Genomic DNA, 18,146 nt, shown 5'->3' with positions numbered 1-18,146 from the left:
GGAAAGCAATAGTTAGCATTCACTTTTCATACACCCCTTTTTCACCTGATTGGTTTTTAATCGATATGAGTAAAAACCATTTAAAATAACAGCTTACTGGTGATCAATGACCACATTTGATCTTTGGTATTACATAAGGCAGTATCAAACCATTACTGAATTTAACAATTTGGTAATACCAAACTAATAATTATAAAAAGGCTAAATGATGAAAAACTATAACAAGAGCTATTTATCTAGCTTACTACTGGGGAGCCTGGCGCTTGGTGCGACGGGCTTATCGGCACACGTAAATGCCGTAGAAATAGAAAATTCAGGGTTTGAAAACAACTGGGATGGTTGGGCAGATACGGATCCGTCTGCCATCTCCTCTGATTCTTATTCCGGGAATCGTTCGGCAAAAATTACCGGTAGCTCCGGTGCTTTCGAGCAGGTTGTCACGGTAACAGAAAATACTAACTACCAACTACAGGCCTTTATCAAAGGCAGTGGCGCAATCGGCGCGATTGTAGGTGGAACAACGTATGCGAATAGTGGCGGTAGCAATGACTTTGAAGCGGTTACGGTGTCCTTTAACTCCGGATCTGCCACGCAAGTGACCCTATTTGGGCAGTATAGCTCAGGTGAAGGTCGTTTCGATGATTTTAGTCTGACACAAAGCAGTGAGCCAACCGATCCTGGTGATGGTGGTGAAACAACGCCCCCTTCCGGCGGTGAGTGCAACACCACAGGCGACTTGGTCATTGTTGGCGCCTATGATGACGGTTCGAACGATGGTCATGGACCCAATAATACCATAGATGGTGATTTAGGTAGCGAGTCACGCTGGTCTTCCAATGGCTCCGGAAAGCAAATCATTTTCGATTTGGGCGCCGAGGCAACGGTTAATGCTGCGCAAATTGTCTGGTTTAAAGGCAACAGCCGCGTTTCCTACTTTGATATCGACACTTCATTAGATAACAATAATTGGGATTCTGCCATTGTTAGTGGTCAGTCTTCGGGCTCGAGCAGCAGTTATGAAACGGTTAATGGGTTTAATGCTCAGGCAAGATATCTGCGTATTACCGGTTACGGCAACTCATCGAATACCTGGAACAGTATCATTGAAGCGAAAATTCTAGGTTGTGATCAAGGTGATATTGATGGCGGCACCAATCCACCAGTAGATCCGCCGACGCCGCCACCAACGACAGGCATTGATTTGAGCGACTGGTATTTAGGGGTTCCTGTTGATAACAACGGTGATGGCAAATCCGATTCAATTAGTGAAAGCGAACTGGTTGCCGGTTATGAGCACCCTGAGTGGTTTTACTATGCGGCCGATGGTGGACTGGTGTTTAAAGCTCCCATTGATGCGCCAAAAACCTCGACTAATACCAGCTATACGCGATCGGAATTGAGAGAAATGTTACGCCGCGGTGATGAAAGTATTTCAACGCAGGGCATCAACAAAAACAATTGGGTATTTTCTACCTATTCTTCCGAAGATAGATCCAATGCTGGTGGCATTGATGGTGAACTCGTATCAACACTTAAAGTGGATCACGTCACCACCACAGGTGACAGCGGTCAAGTTGGACGTGTCATTGTCGGCCAAATTCATGCGAGAAACGATGAGCCAGCAAAGCTTTACTACCGTAAACTTCCTGGCAATAGCCTTGGCTCTATCTACTTAGCCCATGAACCAAATGGTGGCAATGATCAGAAGTATGACATGATCGGTAGCAACTCCAGCTCAGCGTCGAATCCAAGCGACGGGATTGCGTTGGGCGAAGTGTTCAGTTACTCCATTAAAGTCGTGGGTCACGACCTGACGGTAACCATTATGCGTGACGGCAAACCTGATGTGGTTCAAAAAGTCGATATGAGCAATAGTGGATATCACAATGGTAGTGACGAATATAATTACTTCAAAGCTGGGGTTTATAATCAAAATAATACCGGCGACGCTGATGATTATGTTCAGGCCACTTTCTACAGTATCGTAAATACTCATGATGGTTATAATCACTAATTAATCACTTTCGTTTAAAGACTTGAGCCATTACCTGGCTCAAGTCTTTCTAAATTGCCAATGACATTGCAAATACTTTGTGATCATTTGTTTCATTCGTGCAACAGCAAGTTATTAAAAGTTTACTTCTCCTTCCTCCGTACAATTAATCACTTACCTGTTTAAATTCAGCACATTAGAAATAAAAGTCAGACTTAAGTCAGGTAAATGAATAACATAATCAGGCAACCTTCTAGACCTGAAATCGCTAACATTAGAGTGTTTAATCACTTATTAAAGTAATTATGAATCAGATAGATACACAACTTAATTAACTAAACTGCAACATCCCTATCGCAACTGTTACAGACTATTCTAACTCATTACATTTTCCACCTAATATGGCCACAAGTCGTTACGAATCTGTTCCTTGGACGGATTGGACGCTTTTATTAGGAGTTAAATATGTTCAATAAAAATTCAATCGTTAAAGCTTTTCTATTTGGTACCTCGACGGTATCTGCGCTCTCTGTCACGGCCGCGAATGCCGAAGCACAACAAGATGCACAACAAGCGCTAGATGTAGAGCGAATTGAAATCACAGGTTCAAGGATCAACCGTACCGATATGGAAACTGCCAGCCCAGTAGCAGTTATCGGCGCAGAGCAAATCGCTAAAAGTGGTTTTACCTCTGTACAAGAAATTTTAAATGTTCAGCCAACGGCCGCAGGTATGAGCCTGGGTGCGACATCAAACAATGGTTCTGGTGGTAGTGCAACGGTCAACCTTCGTGGTATGGGTGCGCAGCGTACATTGGTTTTATTAAATGGCCGCCGTATGGTGGCATCGGGAACGGGTGCAGACTCTTCTGTTGATTTAAATACCATCCCGGTTTCGATGATAAAATCGATAGAAATTCTTAAAGATGGTGCATCGGCAGTCTATGGTTCGGATGCCATTGCCGGTGTGGTAAACATCATTACTAAAAAAGATTTTGATGGTACCGAATTAAAAGTGGAAGCCAGTCAGACCGATAAAGGCGATGGCACCAGCTCAGGTTTTAGTGCCTTAACGGGTTTTGAACTTGCCGGTGGTAACTTAGTGTTGGGTGCTCAATATTCAAATCGTGGCGAGATCATCCAATCGGATCGAGACTTTGTCTCTCCAGGGCAGTCTTCTTATGTGCCAGAGGGTACCTTAGGCGGCTTAGTGCCAGATGGCAATGGGGGTTTTATCCCACGTGATTATGGCTATGACTACACCAAGCAAAGCTATGCACAGACACCTAATGATTTGGTCAGCGTATTTTCAGGTTTTAACCGTGAGCTAGATGCTGATACAGAATTTAGCGCCGATGTGATGTTTACTCGTCGCGATTCAACCCAACAAATGGCGCCACAGCCTGCGGCAATCGATTTAGACACGTCCAAACTCGATAGTAAATGGAGCGACCAGTTTCAAGATGAAAACGGTGATGTTCCGGCGGAGCTTTTATATAAGCGCCGTATGTCAGATGCCGGACCGCGTATCTTTAAACAACAGACCGACACAATTCGTGCTTCTGTTGGTGTAAAAGGTTATCTGGAAAATGATGCAACCTGGGATTTTTCCGCGACTTACGGCCGCAATGATGCCAAAGATCAGGTTGAAAACTCTATCCACGCTGGAAATATGGAACAGAGTATCTATGCCAACCAGGACCTTTGGTTTAGCCCTGAGGCAATTGCTAATTCCCAACTTATGCAAGATGGAATTTCATACGTGGAAGAAAACGAAGGTGGCAACGAGCAGTTCACCTTAGCCGCAGGTTATAGTGGTTTGACTGAGTCCGATATTGGTTATGCTGTTGGTGTTGAAAGTCGTTATGAAAGTGGTTTTTATACCCCTGATATCATCACTCAACTGGGCGAAAGCACTGCAGCTCAGCAAGATCCTACTGCCGGTAATTATTCAGTAAACTCTGCATACCTGGAAGTTTCTGTGCCGCTAAGTGATGCATTTACGGTTGAAGGCGCGACGCGTTATGACGATTACTCTACCTTTGGTGGGGCAACGACCTGGAAACTTGGTGCGACATACCGCTTTACTGATGCATTTATGTTGCGTTCCGTATTGGCGACGGGATTCCGTGCGCCGTCGGTAAGCGAACTCTATGCGGGTAATTCTGGTTCATATGACTACCTAGCGGATCCATGGGGTAACGCTCCCGATCCACAAATCCTGGTGAACTACACCGGTGATGAAAATCTGCAACCGGAAGAAAGTGATTCTTTCACGTTAGGTGCTGTCTGGGAAATCGCCAGTGGTTTATCGACAACATTCGATTACTGGCAGTTTGAAATTTCCGACGCGATTTCCCGTGTTGATGTTCAAAATGAGTTAAACCAGTGTTTTGAAGGTGTTCAGGCGTCCTGTGACACGATCAATATCAGTCAAAGTGGTGATTTGTCTAACCTGACATCCGCGCTAACAAACATTGGTCAGCAAAATACCTCAGGTCTTGATTGGAATGTATCATACGCATTCGATCGCTATCGTTTTACCTGGGATAGCACTTATTTGCTTGAATTTGAACAGGATGGCGTCGACTACACGGGTACAATCGATGGTAACATCGGTGGTTATTCTGAGCTTAAATCTACCTTTATGGTCAATGCGGATGTCACTGACAACCTCAGTGCGCAGTATTACGCACAATACGTTAAGGGTATGGAAGGTAACGCCTGGGGTGACCCGTTTACAACCGATGATGTGATTTATCACAACGTATCGGCAACTTACTATCTTGGCGACGAATGGAACTTCAATGCGGGTGTGAAAAACCTATTGGATACTGAGCCGGAAAATGTACCGAATGGTAACGACATGGATACTGTACCCAGTGTTTATGATGTAATTGGTCGTACGTTCTTCGTAAGCACAACGTTTAATTTCTAAGGAATTAAACGTAGAAAAAGCGATGGTATTGCCATCGCTTTTTTATATTCACAACATTAAGGTCCAGGGAATCTTAGTCCATGCGCATGAAAAAGTTATTACAACAAGAAAAACAACATATCTTAGTCTCACCTAAATTGTATTTTGTCTTGGTATTTTTATCTTTAACCGCCGTAACGTCCTGCATTATTGAACTGGTGTTGATGCTGCAGCCACAAATACCCTTTCCTTCATTAGAAGTTGCTTTTGCTAGCAGTTTTATCGGCACAATCGTGATTTTTGTTTTACTCGGTCTGGCAAAATCCGATCTGTTGGATGAAGAAGTGATCGCGCAGGATCAAGCGATTGAGACATCCATAAATTAACTCTCTACTTATCATCCCTCTCGAGTCAGAAAATTGTCAAACCTGAGCGACTATGCAGCAACTGGGTCCATTGTTGAACGCTGTGGCAATAAATAGTCGTTTCTTGATCATGTTTTGAGGACGATTGAAAACCATGGGTTTCGAAACGGGACTTGCGTTGTTGATTGAGATTTATGGTCGATGGGATTAATGGTTGTGAATGCTGATTGGTGATTGCTGACTGAGAGTCGAGGGTTAAGGGTTGCGATTGATTAAATACTTTATCCAATTCAATGTATAACCATTGATTTAGCGCAAAAAAAAACGACTGAATTCACAGTCGTTTTTTTTAATGTGAAAAATAGCGTTTAAATTTTTGACACCACGGCGATGTTCAATCCTAAAGCTTTCACTTGATCGGCTACGGTTACAATCGTCTCATGCGTGACATCTTCATGCGCATCTAAAACGATGGTATCAGTCGGGTTTTCCGCCAACAACGATTCGATATAAGCTTCAACACGCTGCTCATCAACAATACGGTTATTGATAATGATATTACCGTATTCATTAACACGCACCAAAATCGATTTTTGCTTTGAATCATTCTGAGATTTTGTTGCTTTTGGGCGATTCACGTCCAACCCAGATTCTTTAACAAAAGACGTTGTAACGATAAAGAAAATCAACATGATGAAAACGATATCCAGCATCGGTGTCATATCGACTTCAGCTTCGTCATTCTCCCGGGCACGTTTAATTCCCATGACAGACCTCCAAAAGGACAGTTAATTTTTTAATAACCCACATAATTACGAAAAAAGCGGTAAATTGCAACGATTAAGGACATTAACTCATCGGATAAATGCAATTTTTTCGCAAATTTTTGCTTCATTGGTTAATCTTCGCTCAAAAGATAACCTTTCCCCCAGATTGTTTTGATATGAGCTTTCTCTGCGCCCTGGCTCATCAATTTGTCTCGAAGCCTTGAAACTCTGACATCTACCGAGCGTTCCGAGCCATCATATTCACGGCCGAGTAAAAGCTTGTAAATATTATCTCGAGTGATCACCTTGCCAACGTTGTACATCAACAATGTCAGTAATTCGAATTCAAAATTAGACAGCGCGACTTGTTCGCCATTGATTATGCATTTTTGCTCTGCTGGAGTAAGCGAAATCTCTCCCACTTCCAGGGTTTGACGCTTGCCCGAATTGATTTGCTCTTTATAGCGGCGCATCAACGCATCAACATGGGCCAAAACCACCTGCGGGCTTGCCGGTTTTACCAGATAGTCATCGGCACCAACATTAAATGCCGCCAAATGCTCTGCTTCGCTGGCATGAGAGGTAAGAAAAAGAATTGGCCCCTTATAGGTACTTCTTAGTTCGTGACACACCTTATAGCCATCTTTACCGGGTAAACCTATATCGAGAATAATTAAGTCGGGCTGGGTTTTTATTTGGGTACGATAAGCCTGGTCGCCACGAAATACTTGCTCCACCACATAAGAGGATTTTTCCAGATAGGTTTTCATCAACGAGGAGAATACCTGATCATCCTCTACCAGCATTATGGTTGAAAATTGACTTATGTTCCCTGTTTGTTGATTCATTGCTCCGCCCTAAACTTTAAGATCAAGCGCTGCGCATACTCAGTACTTTTCAGTGCTCGATTTTTATGCAACAGTAATCCTATTCAATCATTACTGAAATTTGTCTATGTTCAAGAATCTAATATTAGCAGTTAGTTTATCTTTCACCTTAATTACAAGCGCTGTAAGTGCAAAAGTGCCGGAATTCAAGACAGGGCCGATCATTAAAAACTATGGTCAAAATGCCCAAATCGCCGGCGCCTTAGAGAACCCGAGTCAGCGCAACTTTAAGATTATTTTTGATATCAGCGAAGATTCCAAGAGCGACAAGGTTAATGCAAATTACAACACCGTTGCCAGGTTTATCAATATGCATGTTCGAGCAGGCGTACCACTGAAAAATCTGGATATCGCAATGGTAATTCACGGTAAGGCCAGTTCGGAAATGCTGACAAGAGACCTTTATCAGGCACGTTTTAGCAAAGACAATGTCAATGACGAATTGCTTAATGATTTGATCAACGCCGGGGTGGATATTTATGTTTGTGGGCAATCTGCGAGCTATTACAAAATAGATTCATCGCAGCTAAAACCAGGTATTAACATGGCGTTATCGGCCATGACCGCAAATCAACTATTACAACAGCAAGGCTACATTCTCAATCCCTTTTAAGGGGATTGGATCACACTAATGTGTCTACTTGCTGGTCAACAGATTTAAGCTGTTGATAAATTAACCCTGCCTGGGTGCGATTATTGACACTCAGCTTTTGCAAAATAGCCGAGACATGATTCTTGACGGTGGTTTCCTGAATATTCATTTCATACGCAATTTGTTTATTCAGCAAGCCATCACAAATCATTTGCAACACATTAAATTGCGCCGGAGTCAGGGTTTCTAATTTTTCTGCCAGTTGTTTTTCAGGTCCATTGACATCTTCTACCACAATTCCTTCCGGGATCCAGGTCTCTCCATTTAAGACAGTGCCTATGGCTCTGGATATTTGCTCTAACGATGAGGATTTGGGAATGTAACCGCTGGCACCAAGATCGATGGCTCGGCTTATAACTTTGCCACTCTCAATTGCAGATACCATGATCACCTGAATATCAGGAAATCCATTTTTAATCCGAGATAATCCAGAAAATCCATCATTGCCTGGCATATTAATATCAAGGAAAATCAACTCCAGATCGCTGTGTTCTTTTATCAGGGTCTGCAGTTCGGAAAAGGATTCAGCTTCAAGAATTTTACTATCGGCTAAGGTTTTCGAAGCGGCCTGAATAAGCGCAGTACGAAATAATGGGTGATCATCAGCGATGGCTATTTTCACAACTTCATAACTCATTGGGAAACAGGCCTTATTAATAACATACTTTGTTTAAATTCACAGCAAAACCGTGAATCGATAACAGGTACCAGAAAGCGGGAGAAACTTTCTGATACCAGACTTACCAGAACGGTTATTAGAAGTTATAACCCACAGTTAACGAGATTGTTTGTGGGTCGCCATAATAACCAATCAGGGTATTATCGCCACCAAGACCTGCGGTGTACAAATCGGTGTTCGTTGGGTCGGACGGATCCGGCGTAACGAATTGATAGCCACCAATCAGGTACTCTTCGTCAGTTAAGTTCTTAACATGCAGACCCGCATACCAGTCACCACTATTGGAGTACCAGTTCACGCTTAGGTTAACCAAGCCATAACCTTCCTGCGTTAACAAACTACTTTCTTCAAACAACACATAATCATCGCGATAGTAGTAGTTACCATTAAAGATGAAGTCACCAACACCGGTCTCTAAGGTGTAGTTAGCAGCGAAGTTGAAGGTATACTCCGGAGTATTGGAAACGGTAAAGCGATCGGACTTATCGAATGGATTACCATCTGCATCGAAATCGATAACTTCGCTAAATTCAGAATCGATATAACCTAACGCCACATCGAAGCGTAGACTTTCCATGGCTTGCCAGGAAATTTCAGCTTCCAAACCTTGCGCTTCTGAGCTACCGATATTACCTAAACGCTGGTTCAAGTCGGTCGAGCTTTCGCCCGGAAGTACCGAGATGTATTGGCGATCTTCATGATCCAATGAGAACAAGGTTACATTGGTTCGCAATGCATTGTTTAACCACTCGGCTTTCATACCCACTTCGTACGAATCTACATTTTCCGGATCTGCCGCCGGTTCTGCTGTCGTAGCACGAGGGTTAAAGGTACCGGATTTAAATCCTTGAGCGAAACTTGCAAAGAACATCATGTCATTCGTTGCCTGGAACTCAACACCAAGGCGTGGCGTGAATTTTGACCAGTCATCGGAGTCATCAAGTACGGTAGGAACCAAATCCCCTTCTGGGCGAACGTATCCATCAACCCAACCGGATTCAGGATAAACCGTGGCAAAAATCAAACCATTATTAACGATGGCGTCTTTCTCATCTTTGGTATAACGGCCACCTGCGGTAACAGACCACTGATCCGTCAGATCATAGGATAGTTGTGCGTAAGCCGCTTGCGACGTACCATTTGAACAACCACTTACTTCACGAGTCAGACCAGGCGCGCCTAATGCGTTACCTAACACTTCAAGTATCGCTTCAAACTGACCACAGGATTGCGCATCGTAGTGATATAAACCGGCCACAAATGTATGGTTATCGCCAACGTTATTAAACTGCAACTCATGGGTAGTTTGCTCATCATCATAAATCGCCGGTACATCGAAGATACGCAGTGGCGTATTATCAAAATCAATGTTAGTCGGTGAGTAACTTTCGCGATCAGCGAAGGTATATTTGATGCTGCTGTTATCAGACAGATCCCAGTTTGCGGTGAAGCTATACCCTTCAAGCTCTACTTTGTTCCAGGTTGGCAGCGAGGTATAAGAATCATAAACGCTGTCAGGTACTGGCGCATCGGTCAGGATACTTGGTAATAAACGGTAACCACCTTTGGAATTGGATTCATCTTCTGTCTTATCGTAATTAAAACGGAAGAACAAATCATCGATAGGACGGAACTCCACCGTTACCCGGCCAGCCATCACATCTTTATTGTAGTTTTCGTTATCCTGGTCACCCAATTGCGGGTCGATTTCCAGATATTCACCAAAACCATCACGCTGCAACGACGCGAAACCAAAGCCCACATACAGCATATCGTCGATGACCGGCAATTGACCTGTCACTTTAAAATCTAACTGGTTATCGGTGCCGACGGTACCTTGCACACCGAATTCGGCATCGCCACTCATTTCCTTAGTAACGTATTTGATTGCACCACCAATGGTATTTTTACCGTATAGGGTACCCTGTGGACCACGCAACACTTCGATGCGCTCAACATCTAATAAATCAAGCACAGCACCTTGTGGACGGGCAATATAGACATCATCCACGTAAATACCAACACCTGGCTCATAACCCCACAATGGATCTTGTTGACCAACACCACGAATAAAGGCAGTGATTGTAGAGTTAGTACCACGGCTGCGCTGTAGCGTCGTATTTGGTGAAAACTGCTGAACTTCAGTCATTACTTCAATACCGTTTAGCAATAACTCTTCTTCACCAATGGACGTAACCGCAACGGGTACTTCCTGCAGATTTTCGACCGTCTTACGCGCGGTAACCTCAATACGCTCAAGACCTGCACTATCCAGTGCTTCTTGTTCTTCTTGCGCCAATACCGTTGTCGGTGCAAAAATTGCAGCGCTCACGGCCAATGCACAAAGTGTTTTGCGTGAATTACTATAGGTTGACTTCATATCTCCCCCAATTAATTTTGGAATTATTCTTGTTATGTTTAATATCTTTTGATTTGGCATCATCCATTGTGGCTGACACTAATCATCTGGTTTGCAGTAATTTAATTCAATCAAAACACAATCTAGCCGATCACGAAAAGAAAGTAACTCATACTTAAGTACTATACCCAAGGTGTTGATTCTGACGCACAATTTACCACGGGGTTGCAATTGACTGCGAACAGTAATTCGCAGCTTGCGCCCCTGGCAGCTCAGTTTATTTCAATCAAAACAACAATAATAATTATCACCAATTCAGGAAATACCTATGTTAAGTATGCTGGGTTTGGTCGGCGGATTAGTTTTACTAATAGTTCTGACCATGCGAGGAATGAACCTCTTTATTAGTGCCCCTTTGTGTGCACTAATCGTTGCCGTATCGAACCAAATGGCCATTCTCACCGGCGACGAATATTTCGTCGCCACTTATATGTCAGGCTTTACCAGCTTTATCGCCTCCTGGTTTTTTATGTTCTTGCTTGGTTCATTATTTGGCAAGTTTATGGAAGATACCGGGGCGGCAGACAGTGTTGCTCGCTGGATTGTTGACCGACTTGGGATGAAAAAAGCGGTATTTGCGGTTGTCGCCGCCTGTGCCATTTTAACTTATGGTGGCGTCAATTTGTTTGTCGTCGCATTCTCTGTCTATCCAATGGCATTGAGCCTGTTTAAAGACGCAAATTTACCCAGACGGTTTATCCCTGCAGCTTTAGCTTTTGGCTCTGTGACCTTTACCATGACCTCCGCCGGATCACCCGAAATCCAAAACTGGATCCCGATCAAATACCTCGGCACATCGCCTTATGCTGGTTGGGAAGTAAGCATAGTCGTGGCAATTTTCATGGCCTTTTTCGGTTATTGGTGGTTAAAGCGGATGATTGCCAAAGCCGTCGCCAATGGCGAAAAATTTGAAGATCGTGACGACGATCCGCATATTCCTGAACGTGACTACCCACACCCAATAACGGGTGTAATACCACTGTTAGTGGTGTTAGCTTTATCCTTTACTTTCCATGATATGTTTGGTCATAACGCTTTGATCCTGGCATTAGGTGGCGGCGTCATCAGTATTATGATCATCAACTCAAAACACTTTCACAATATCAGCAATGCCATCACGGAAGGCACGACTGGCGCCTTGATTGCAATCGGTAATACCGCGGCTGTTGTTGGCTTTGGTGCGGTAGCGAAATCTACCGATGCATTCAACGTTGCGGTAGATATCATGACGCAAATACCGGGCAACGAACTTATCGGTGCTGCAGTTGCGGTGAGTGTCATCGCCGGTTTAACCGGTTCGGCATCTGGCGGTCAGGCGATTGCTTTGCCATTACTGGCACCCCATTACATCGATCAGGGGGTGAATCCGGAAGAGTTACACCGCGTCGTTGCAATTAGCTCCGGTGCACTCGATACCCTGCCCCACAATGGATACGTGGTAACGACGATTCGTGCAATCTGTAAGGAAACCCATGCCAGTGCCTACTGGTCAATGTTTGCCATGACAGGTGTTGTCCCCTTAATTGGTTTGGCAATTGCCATCGGCTTATTTATTCTGTTCTAAACTATGAATAACCTAAGTTATTAATAAGAAACGAAGAATAAGAAGGTAACAAGAATGAATATGATAAAAATACTGCTGTTATCTGTGTCTTTGCTAGTCAGTTCGGCGTTTGCCGAGACAATGCTGGTAAACAAACAGCAATTTACCGTTAATAATTTTAAAACGTTTAATGGTTCTACTATCGACACGGTCAATATTGGCTGGGAAGCCTATGGTCAGTTAAATGATGATAAATCCAATGTGATCCTGATCACACACTATTTTACTGGCAATAGCCATGCCGCGGGAAAATATGCCGAAACCGACCCATTACCGGGTTATTGGGATGCCATTATTGGACCCGGCAAAGCGATTGATACGGATAAATACTATGTGATCAGTTCAGATACATTGGTGAATGCCAGTGCTTATGATCCAAATGTCATTACCACAGGTCCGGCAACCATCAATCCACGTACTCAAAAACCGTTTGGGTTAACGTTTCCGGTAGTAACCATTCGCGATTTTGTGAATGTCCAAAAAGCGTTATTAGACAGCCTTGGTATCAAAAAGCTGCATGCCGTCGTCGGACCATCCATGGGGTCGATGCAGGCTATTGACTGGGCGGTCGCGTATCCAGATATGGTTGAGCGCATGGTGTCGGTCATTGGCACCGCACAAGCCGATGCCTGGTTAGTCGCCGCATTAGAAAAATGGGCCTACCCGATTAAACAGGATCCAAACTGGCAACAGGGTAACTATTATGACGGTGACAAACCGATAACCGGATTGACGCAATCATTAGCGCTAATTACGCAAGAAGCCATGCACCCGGCGATTTTTAATGCGTCTAATCCAAACCACAACCCGTTAGAAAAAGCGCCGTTGATGGATATCAATGCCAATTATCCGGTTGTTGACTGGCTATATGGTGCCGCAGAAAAGCGCACCAAACTCATCGATGCCAATCATATTTTGTATCTGGTTCGAGCCAACCAGACCTTTATCGCCGGTTACGGCAATGATCTTGCCAGTGCATTACAAAACGTCAAAGCCAAAACCCTGTTTTTGCCTGCCAGCAATGACTTATTGCTTTACCCGGCCATGGCCCAAAAGGCCCATGAACTCATCGGCGAAGGCTCACAATATGATGAAATCGAAGGCAAATGGGGACACCTGGACGGGATATTTTCAATCCAAAGTAAAGCCAATGAATTGAGTGCATTTCTGGAGCAGTAAACTATGACAGTACAAACCATGTTGATCACGGGCGCCGCCAGTGGTATCGGCTTTGGCGTTGCCAAAGCCATGGCGCAAAAAGGCCATCACATTATTATTACCGATATCAATCAAGCGCGAGTCGATGATGCTTTGGCCAAGCTTGCCAAAGAGGGACTAAACGCTTGCGGCTACCCTTTAGATGTCACTAGCATCGACGACTTGGAGCGTTTGATGGCGAATATCGAGAATATTGATATCGATGTGCTAGTCAATAATGCCGGCATTCAGCATGTCTCTCGTTTAGAAGACTTTCCAATGGATAAATGGCAATTAATACTGGATATTTTATTGGTGGGGCCGGCCAGGACCTGCCAGCGGATGTTACCAAAAATGCGCGCCAAGGGGTTTGGGCGAATTATCAATATCGGGTCGATTCATGGTCTTGTCGCGTCGCCATTTAAATCGGCTTATGTCTCGGCTAAACATGGCTTATTAGGTTTTTCCAAAGTCATTGCTTTAGAAACCGCAGATACGGATATCACCATCAATACCATTTGCCCTGCCTATGTTAAAACCGCTTTGGTAGAACAACAAATTGCCGATCAGGCGAAACAACACGGTATGAGTGAAGCTGAAGTCGTCGACAAAATCATGCTTGAGCCTATGCCGAAAAAATCATTTATCGACATTGAAGAAATTGCCCATACCGTTGAGTTTCTTGCGTCCAGCCACGCATGCAACATGACAGGTCAAGCGTTAGTACTCGACGGCGGTTGGACGGTTAAATAGTCCGTTTTCAAATACAGGAGTAAGTATGTCAGGATTTAACAAAGTGGTTGGTAGCTACGAAGAAGCGCTAGCAGGACTTACCGATAATATGACGGTGATTGCCGGCGGCTTTGGTCTGTGCGGTATTCCAGAAAACCTAATTAAAGAAATTCAACGACAAAAGACCAAAGGGCTGACCCTGGTATCTAATAACTGTGGTGTTGATGACTTTGGTTTAGGATTGCTGTTAGGCGAGCGCCAAATCAAAAAAATAGTCGCCTCTTACGTTGGCGAAAACGCCGAATTTGAAAGGCAAATGATGAATGGCGAATTGCAAGTTGAATTAACGCCTCAGGGAACGCTGGCCGAGAAAATGCGTGCCGGTGGCGCGGGCATCCCCGCCTTTTTTACCGCAACCGGTTACGGCACCCCAGTGGGGGAAGGTAAAGAAGTACGCGAATTTGGTGGCCGAAAATATATACTCGAAGAGAGCATACGCGGTGATTTTGCCATCGTAAAAGCCTATAAAGCCGACCCATACGGCAATCTGATTTTTCGAAAAACCGCCCGCAATTTTAATCCACTGGCAGCAACTGCTGGGAAAATCACTGTCGTTGAAGTGGAAGAAATTGTCCCGCTCGGAAGCCTAGATCCTGATCAAATCCACACCCCGGGGATCTATGTCGATCGCCTGATTCAAGGTACCTTTGAAAAACGTATCGAACAACGCACTCTTTCTCAAGGCTAGGAGGTTACATGGCATTATCAAGAGAACAACTGGCCATGCGTGTGGCTCAGGAATTACAAGACGGATATTACGTTAATTTGGGGATTGGCATCCCAACCCTTGTGGCTAATTACATTCCTCCAGGGATGGACGTTATGTTGCAATCGGAGAACGGTTTACTTGGCATGGGCGCCTTCCCTACCGAAGAGTCGCTGGACGCCGATTTAATTAATGCCGGCAAACAAACGGTGACTATGGTTAAAGGCGCATCGTTATTTGACAGTGCCGAATCGTTCGCAATGATCCGTGGCGGTCATGTGGATCTCACGGTATTGGGCGCTTTTGAGGTTGATGTTGAAGGCAATATCGCTTCTTACATGATCCCGGGTAAGTTAATCAAAGGAATGGGCGGTGCCATGGACTTGGTTGCTGGCGCAGACAATATCATAGTTACCATGACCCATGCCTCAAAACATGGTCAATCTAAGCTGTTAAAACAGTGTACTTTGCCACTTACCGGCAAAGGTTGTATTAAAAAAGTGCTGACCGATCTCGCGTTTATCGAGATTAAAGATGGCAAGTTTTATCTATTAGAACGTGCACCGGGTGTTAGCGTTGAGGAGATCCAAGCACTGACCGATGGAGAGCTTGTGATAAGCGACGATGTGCCGGAAATGACATTTTCTTAAATCAAAAAGCGCCAGATTATCGCGACGATAATCTTGGCGCTGCAATCGTTTACTTTCTGGGTGTATAGGCCATATTTTGATGCCAGAAATCGACCACATAGTTCACCCTCGCGGTTAACAATTCTCGATATTCCGGTAAATCACTTAAATGCACCCACCGACATTCAATAATGCCTTCTTCGATTTGCGGGTCAGTCTTATCATCATCACCGCTGTATTTCATCAAAAACCAGTGAGTTTTCTTTAAGTACTTGGTATTCCCATGCCGGGTTGTGTGCCAGGTAGAAACCAGCTTACCGGTGATTTCTAACTTATTGATATCCAAGCCGGTTTCTTCATTCACTTCCCGTAACGCGGTTATCTCAACCGCTTGATTTTCTTCAATACGGCCTTTAGGCATATCCCATTTTCCGCGTTTGAACATTAATAATATATGATGGGAATCGTTGTAAACCAGACCTCCGGCAGAAGCAATGGTTGGCAATCCGAGGGTATCTTTCAAAGTCGCTTTTTTCGTTTCTGACGTCATAATCGCTACTCAGTGTTGCTGGTTTGAACCTTTTCCAATTTAGCAGGCGGGAAGTTATCTGCTTTGTCCTGCAGGTCTTCAAGTACAGCGATTTGTCTTAAGCTCAAACCTTTAAATTTCACACCGGCGACTTCGATTTCCTGATTCTTAACGATCCGCTCTCCTGTCATCGGAGTAAAATCGTCTTCGCCGAGCAGTCTGACTAAATGTAGCATACAGGTTAAGCGAGTCTCGCGTTTATTGTTGCCTTGAACAATCACCCAAGGCGATTTCACCGACGATGTACTGGCTAGCATCTGTAATTTATAGTCTGTATATAACTTCCATTTTTTCCTGGCTTTTAAATCGTTATCGGAAAATTTCCAATAAGTGAGCGGGTTCCTTAATCGGTCTTCAAAACGCAACAATTGTGTTTCGGCATCAACCGAAAGGTAAAACTTAACCAGTAACAGGCCGTTGTCTATTTGCTTGTGTTCCCAGTCCAGCACTTTTTTCATAAAGTATTTATACTGACCTTCGGTGCAATACCCCATCACAGGTTCGATTAACGCCCGGTTGTACCAGGAACGATCAAAAAATGCGATATTCCCGGGCTCTGGCAGGTTCTTTTCATAGCGCCGAAACCAATACTTAGATTCCGCAGGGGTGGGAATGCCTAAGGCGACAATATTGAAAAAACTGGGGATCAAAAATTCAGTGAAGCGTTTGATGGTTGAACCTTTACCGGCTGCATCCCTGCCATCGAACGTTACCGCTAAACGTTGATTCTCACGAACAAGGCGCTGTTGGATCTTCAGTAATTCTACCTGAAGACGCTTTTTTTCTATTAGATAATCTGCCTCACTGATACCTTCATAAGGGGTATCAATGTAATGAACACTGTTTACTTTCATAATTGATAAAGGGGGAACCAAAAAGATCTCAGTTTATTATTGTTTTGTGACCTTTTAATTACAGTACAGATTTTAATATTTGCCAAATAGATTATAAAAAACAAGGTTATAAAAAACGTTCTAAAACAAACAATAATCATTTTTACTCCCTAACAACAACCAATATCAGGCAGCGCAGCGTTTTATCATGAAAACTCCCCCTTATGAGTAAACCTTAACAAAACATCATCAAGGTTTAATCGTAAAAGATACCTGTTAGAATAAGATTATTTACTGAACTTCTAAGCCAATGACATTTTTAGAAAAAATCCGCTGTTTGTTCACATTTGGTCAAGGGGTCGCGCTCCCCATGGCCGAGATCCCTAAAGATAAATCCCCGATTTCTTTATTTTCCACCTGGTTCGAAGACGCCAATAAATCCGGTTTATTGTTGCCTGAAGCGATGTCGGTAAGTAGCTGTAGTGCCGAGGGACAACCTTCTTCACGCATGGTGTTGTTAAAATCTTTCGATCACCAAGGGTTTGTGTTTTTTACCAATTATGGCAGTCGCAAAAGTGCGGAATTAACCGGCAATAACCAAGTTGCGTTGTTATTTCACTGGGGGGTGTTACAGCGCCAGGTGCGCATTGAAGGGCGTGTAGAGAAAATCAGCAAGGAAGAATCCGAGGCGTATTTTCACAGTCGCGGTCGAGGTAGCCAGATTGGCGCCTGGGCATCTAAGCAAAGTAAAAAAATCGCTAGCAAAGACGAATTGCACCAAATCGAAAAGCATCTTGAAGATGAGTTTTCCGGTAAAGATATCCCGTTACCGGAGTTTTGGGGGGGATATCGTGTCGTCCCCCACTATATAGAATTTTGGCAAGGTAGGGCGAACCGTCTGCATGATCGATTGTGCTTTGAAAAAATCGACGGTAACTGGCAAACCTATTTGCTCCAACCGTAGCCCAGTAGCAATGCCTCATTTTATTTTAAATAAGGCATTAAAGGTTGTAGCGTTAAGAAGGCAGAATTCAGAGATATTCGTTGTCAGCTGCTTAAAAGTTATCCCTTTCAAGCTGTCACCTTTATCCCCCTTTGTCACCATAAAAAAAAGGCGCT

General features: G+C 43.9%; 16 protein-coding genes. 10 read left to right on the top strand and 6 right to left on the bottom strand.

What is annotated here, in order from left to right:
• The first annotated feature begins 205 nt into the window (after positions 1 to 205).
• The 3 genes from FE810_RS10070 to FE810_RS10060 all read left to right on the top strand — a co-directional run bounded on the left by FE810_RS10070 (position 206) and on the right by FE810_RS10060 (position 5,295).
• Positions 206 to 2,014, top strand: coding sequence for a polysaccharide lyase family 7 protein (locus FE810_RS10070; protein ID WP_246037018.1), 1,809 nt, complete (start codon positions 206 to 208; stop codon positions 2,012 to 2,014).
• Between the two features lie 444 nt (positions 2,015 to 2,458).
• Complete coding sequence (locus FE810_RS10065) at positions 2,459 to 4,930, top strand: TonB-dependent receptor plug domain-containing protein (protein ID WP_138319936.1); 2,472 nt, start codon at positions 2,459 to 2,461, stop codon at positions 4,928 to 4,930.
• 80 nt (positions 4,931 to 5,010) lie between these two features.
• The gene (locus FE810_RS10060; protein WP_138319935.1) at positions 5,011 to 5,295 is read left to right on the top strand and encodes a hypothetical protein; all 285 of its coding nucleotides are present in this window, start codon (positions 5,011 to 5,013) and stop codon (positions 5,293 to 5,295) included.
• Positions 5,296 to 5,642: 347 nt separating this feature from the next.
• Here FE810_RS10060 and FE810_RS10055 read toward each other — a convergent pair whose 3' ends face one another.
• Positions 5,643 to 6,041: an ExbD/TolR family protein gene (locus FE810_RS10055; protein WP_138319934.1), complete on the bottom strand. Its 399-nt coding sequence runs from the start codon at positions 6,039 to 6,041 to the stop codon at positions 5,643 to 5,645.
• Between the two features lie 131 nt (positions 6,042 to 6,172).
• Positions 6,173 to 6,889 (bottom strand): response regulator transcription factor, encoded by a 717-nt coding sequence (locus FE810_RS10050; protein WP_138319933.1) that lies wholly within the window; start codon positions 6,887 to 6,889, stop codon positions 6,173 to 6,175.
• A 175-nt stretch (positions 6,890 to 7,064) separates the two neighbouring features.
• On the opposite strand from FE810_RS10050, the gene FE810_RS10045 reads away from it, so the two are divergent.
• Complete coding sequence (locus tag FE810_RS10045) at positions 7,065 to 7,541, top strand: DsrE family protein (protein ID WP_171022327.1); 477 nt, start codon at positions 7,065 to 7,067, stop codon at positions 7,539 to 7,541.
• A gap of 10 nt (positions 7,542 to 7,551) precedes the next feature.
• On the opposite strand, the gene FE810_RS10040 is transcribed toward FE810_RS10045, so the two are convergent.
• A complete protein-coding gene (locus FE810_RS10040; RefSeq protein WP_138319931.1) occupies positions 7,552 to 8,217 on the bottom strand; it encodes a response regulator in 666 nt (221 codons plus the stop codon).
• Between the two features lie 118 nt (positions 8,218 to 8,335).
• On the bottom strand, positions 8,336 to 10,639 hold the full coding sequence (locus FE810_RS10035; protein WP_138319930.1) for a TonB-dependent receptor: 2,304 nt from the start codon (positions 10,637 to 10,639) through the stop codon (positions 8,336 to 8,338).
• A gap of 307 nt (positions 10,640 to 10,946) precedes the next feature.
• On the opposite strand from FE810_RS10035, the gene FE810_RS10030 reads away from it, so the two are divergent.
• The 5 genes from FE810_RS10030 to FE810_RS10010 are packed head-to-tail and all read left to right on the top strand — an operon-like array spanning position 10,947 to position 15,626.
• Positions 10,947 to 12,242 (top strand): GntP family permease, encoded by a 1,296-nt coding sequence (locus FE810_RS10030; protein ID WP_138319929.1) that lies wholly within the window; start codon positions 10,947 to 10,949, stop codon positions 12,240 to 12,242.
• A 54-nt stretch (positions 12,243 to 12,296) separates the two neighbouring features.
• A complete protein-coding gene (locus tag FE810_RS10025) occupies positions 12,297 to 13,460 on the top strand; it encodes an E22 family MetX-like putative esterase (RefSeq protein ID WP_138319928.1) in 1,164 nt (387 codons plus the stop codon).
• Positions 13,461 to 13,463: 3 nt separating this feature from the next.
• Positions 13,464 to 14,231, top strand: coding sequence for a 3-hydroxybutyrate dehydrogenase (locus FE810_RS10020; protein ID WP_138319927.1), 768 nt, complete (start codon positions 13,464 to 13,466; stop codon positions 14,229 to 14,231).
• Between the two features lie 25 nt (positions 14,232 to 14,256).
• Entirely contained in the window at positions 14,257 to 14,958 is a 702-nt protein-coding gene (locus FE810_RS10015; protein ID WP_138319926.1) for a CoA transferase subunit A, read from the top strand.
• Positions 14,959 to 14,966: 8 nt separating this feature from the next.
• Positions 14,967 to 15,626: a 3-oxoacid CoA-transferase subunit B gene (locus FE810_RS10010; RefSeq protein WP_138319925.1), complete on the top strand. Its 660-nt coding sequence runs from the start codon at positions 14,967 to 14,969 to the stop codon at positions 15,624 to 15,626.
• Between the two features lie 49 nt (positions 15,627 to 15,675).
• On the opposite strand, the gene FE810_RS10005 is transcribed toward FE810_RS10010, so the two are convergent.
• Together FE810_RS10005 and FE810_RS10000 are read right to left on the bottom strand one after the other, a co-directional pair.
• Positions 15,676 to 16,155, bottom strand: a complete 480-nt coding sequence (locus tag FE810_RS10005; protein ID WP_138319924.1) for an NUDIX hydrolase — start codon at positions 16,153 to 16,155, stop codon at positions 15,676 to 15,678.
• A 5-nt stretch (positions 16,156 to 16,160) separates the two neighbouring features.
• A complete protein-coding gene (locus FE810_RS10000) occupies positions 16,161 to 17,048 on the bottom strand; it encodes a polyphosphate kinase 2 family protein (protein ID WP_138319923.1) in 888 nt (295 codons plus the stop codon).
• A 289-nt stretch (positions 17,049 to 17,337) separates the two neighbouring features.
• Between FE810_RS10000 and pdxH the strand changes: the two genes are divergently transcribed.
• Positions 17,338 to 17,991, top strand: a complete 654-nt coding sequence (gene pdxH, locus FE810_RS09995; protein ID WP_138319922.1) for a pyridoxamine 5'-phosphate oxidase — start codon at positions 17,338 to 17,340, stop codon at positions 17,989 to 17,991.
• Positions 17,992 to 18,146 lie beyond the last annotated feature (155 nt).

Origin of the sequence: Thalassotalea litorea (assembly GCF_005843925.1) — a bacterium.
GTDB lineage: Bacteria > Pseudomonadota > Gammaproteobacteria > Enterobacterales > Alteromonadaceae > Thalassotalea_A > Thalassotalea_A litorea_A.
The sequence above is the reverse complement of the archived record's forward strand: the minus strand, read 5'-3'. Positions and strand labels throughout refer to the sequence as shown.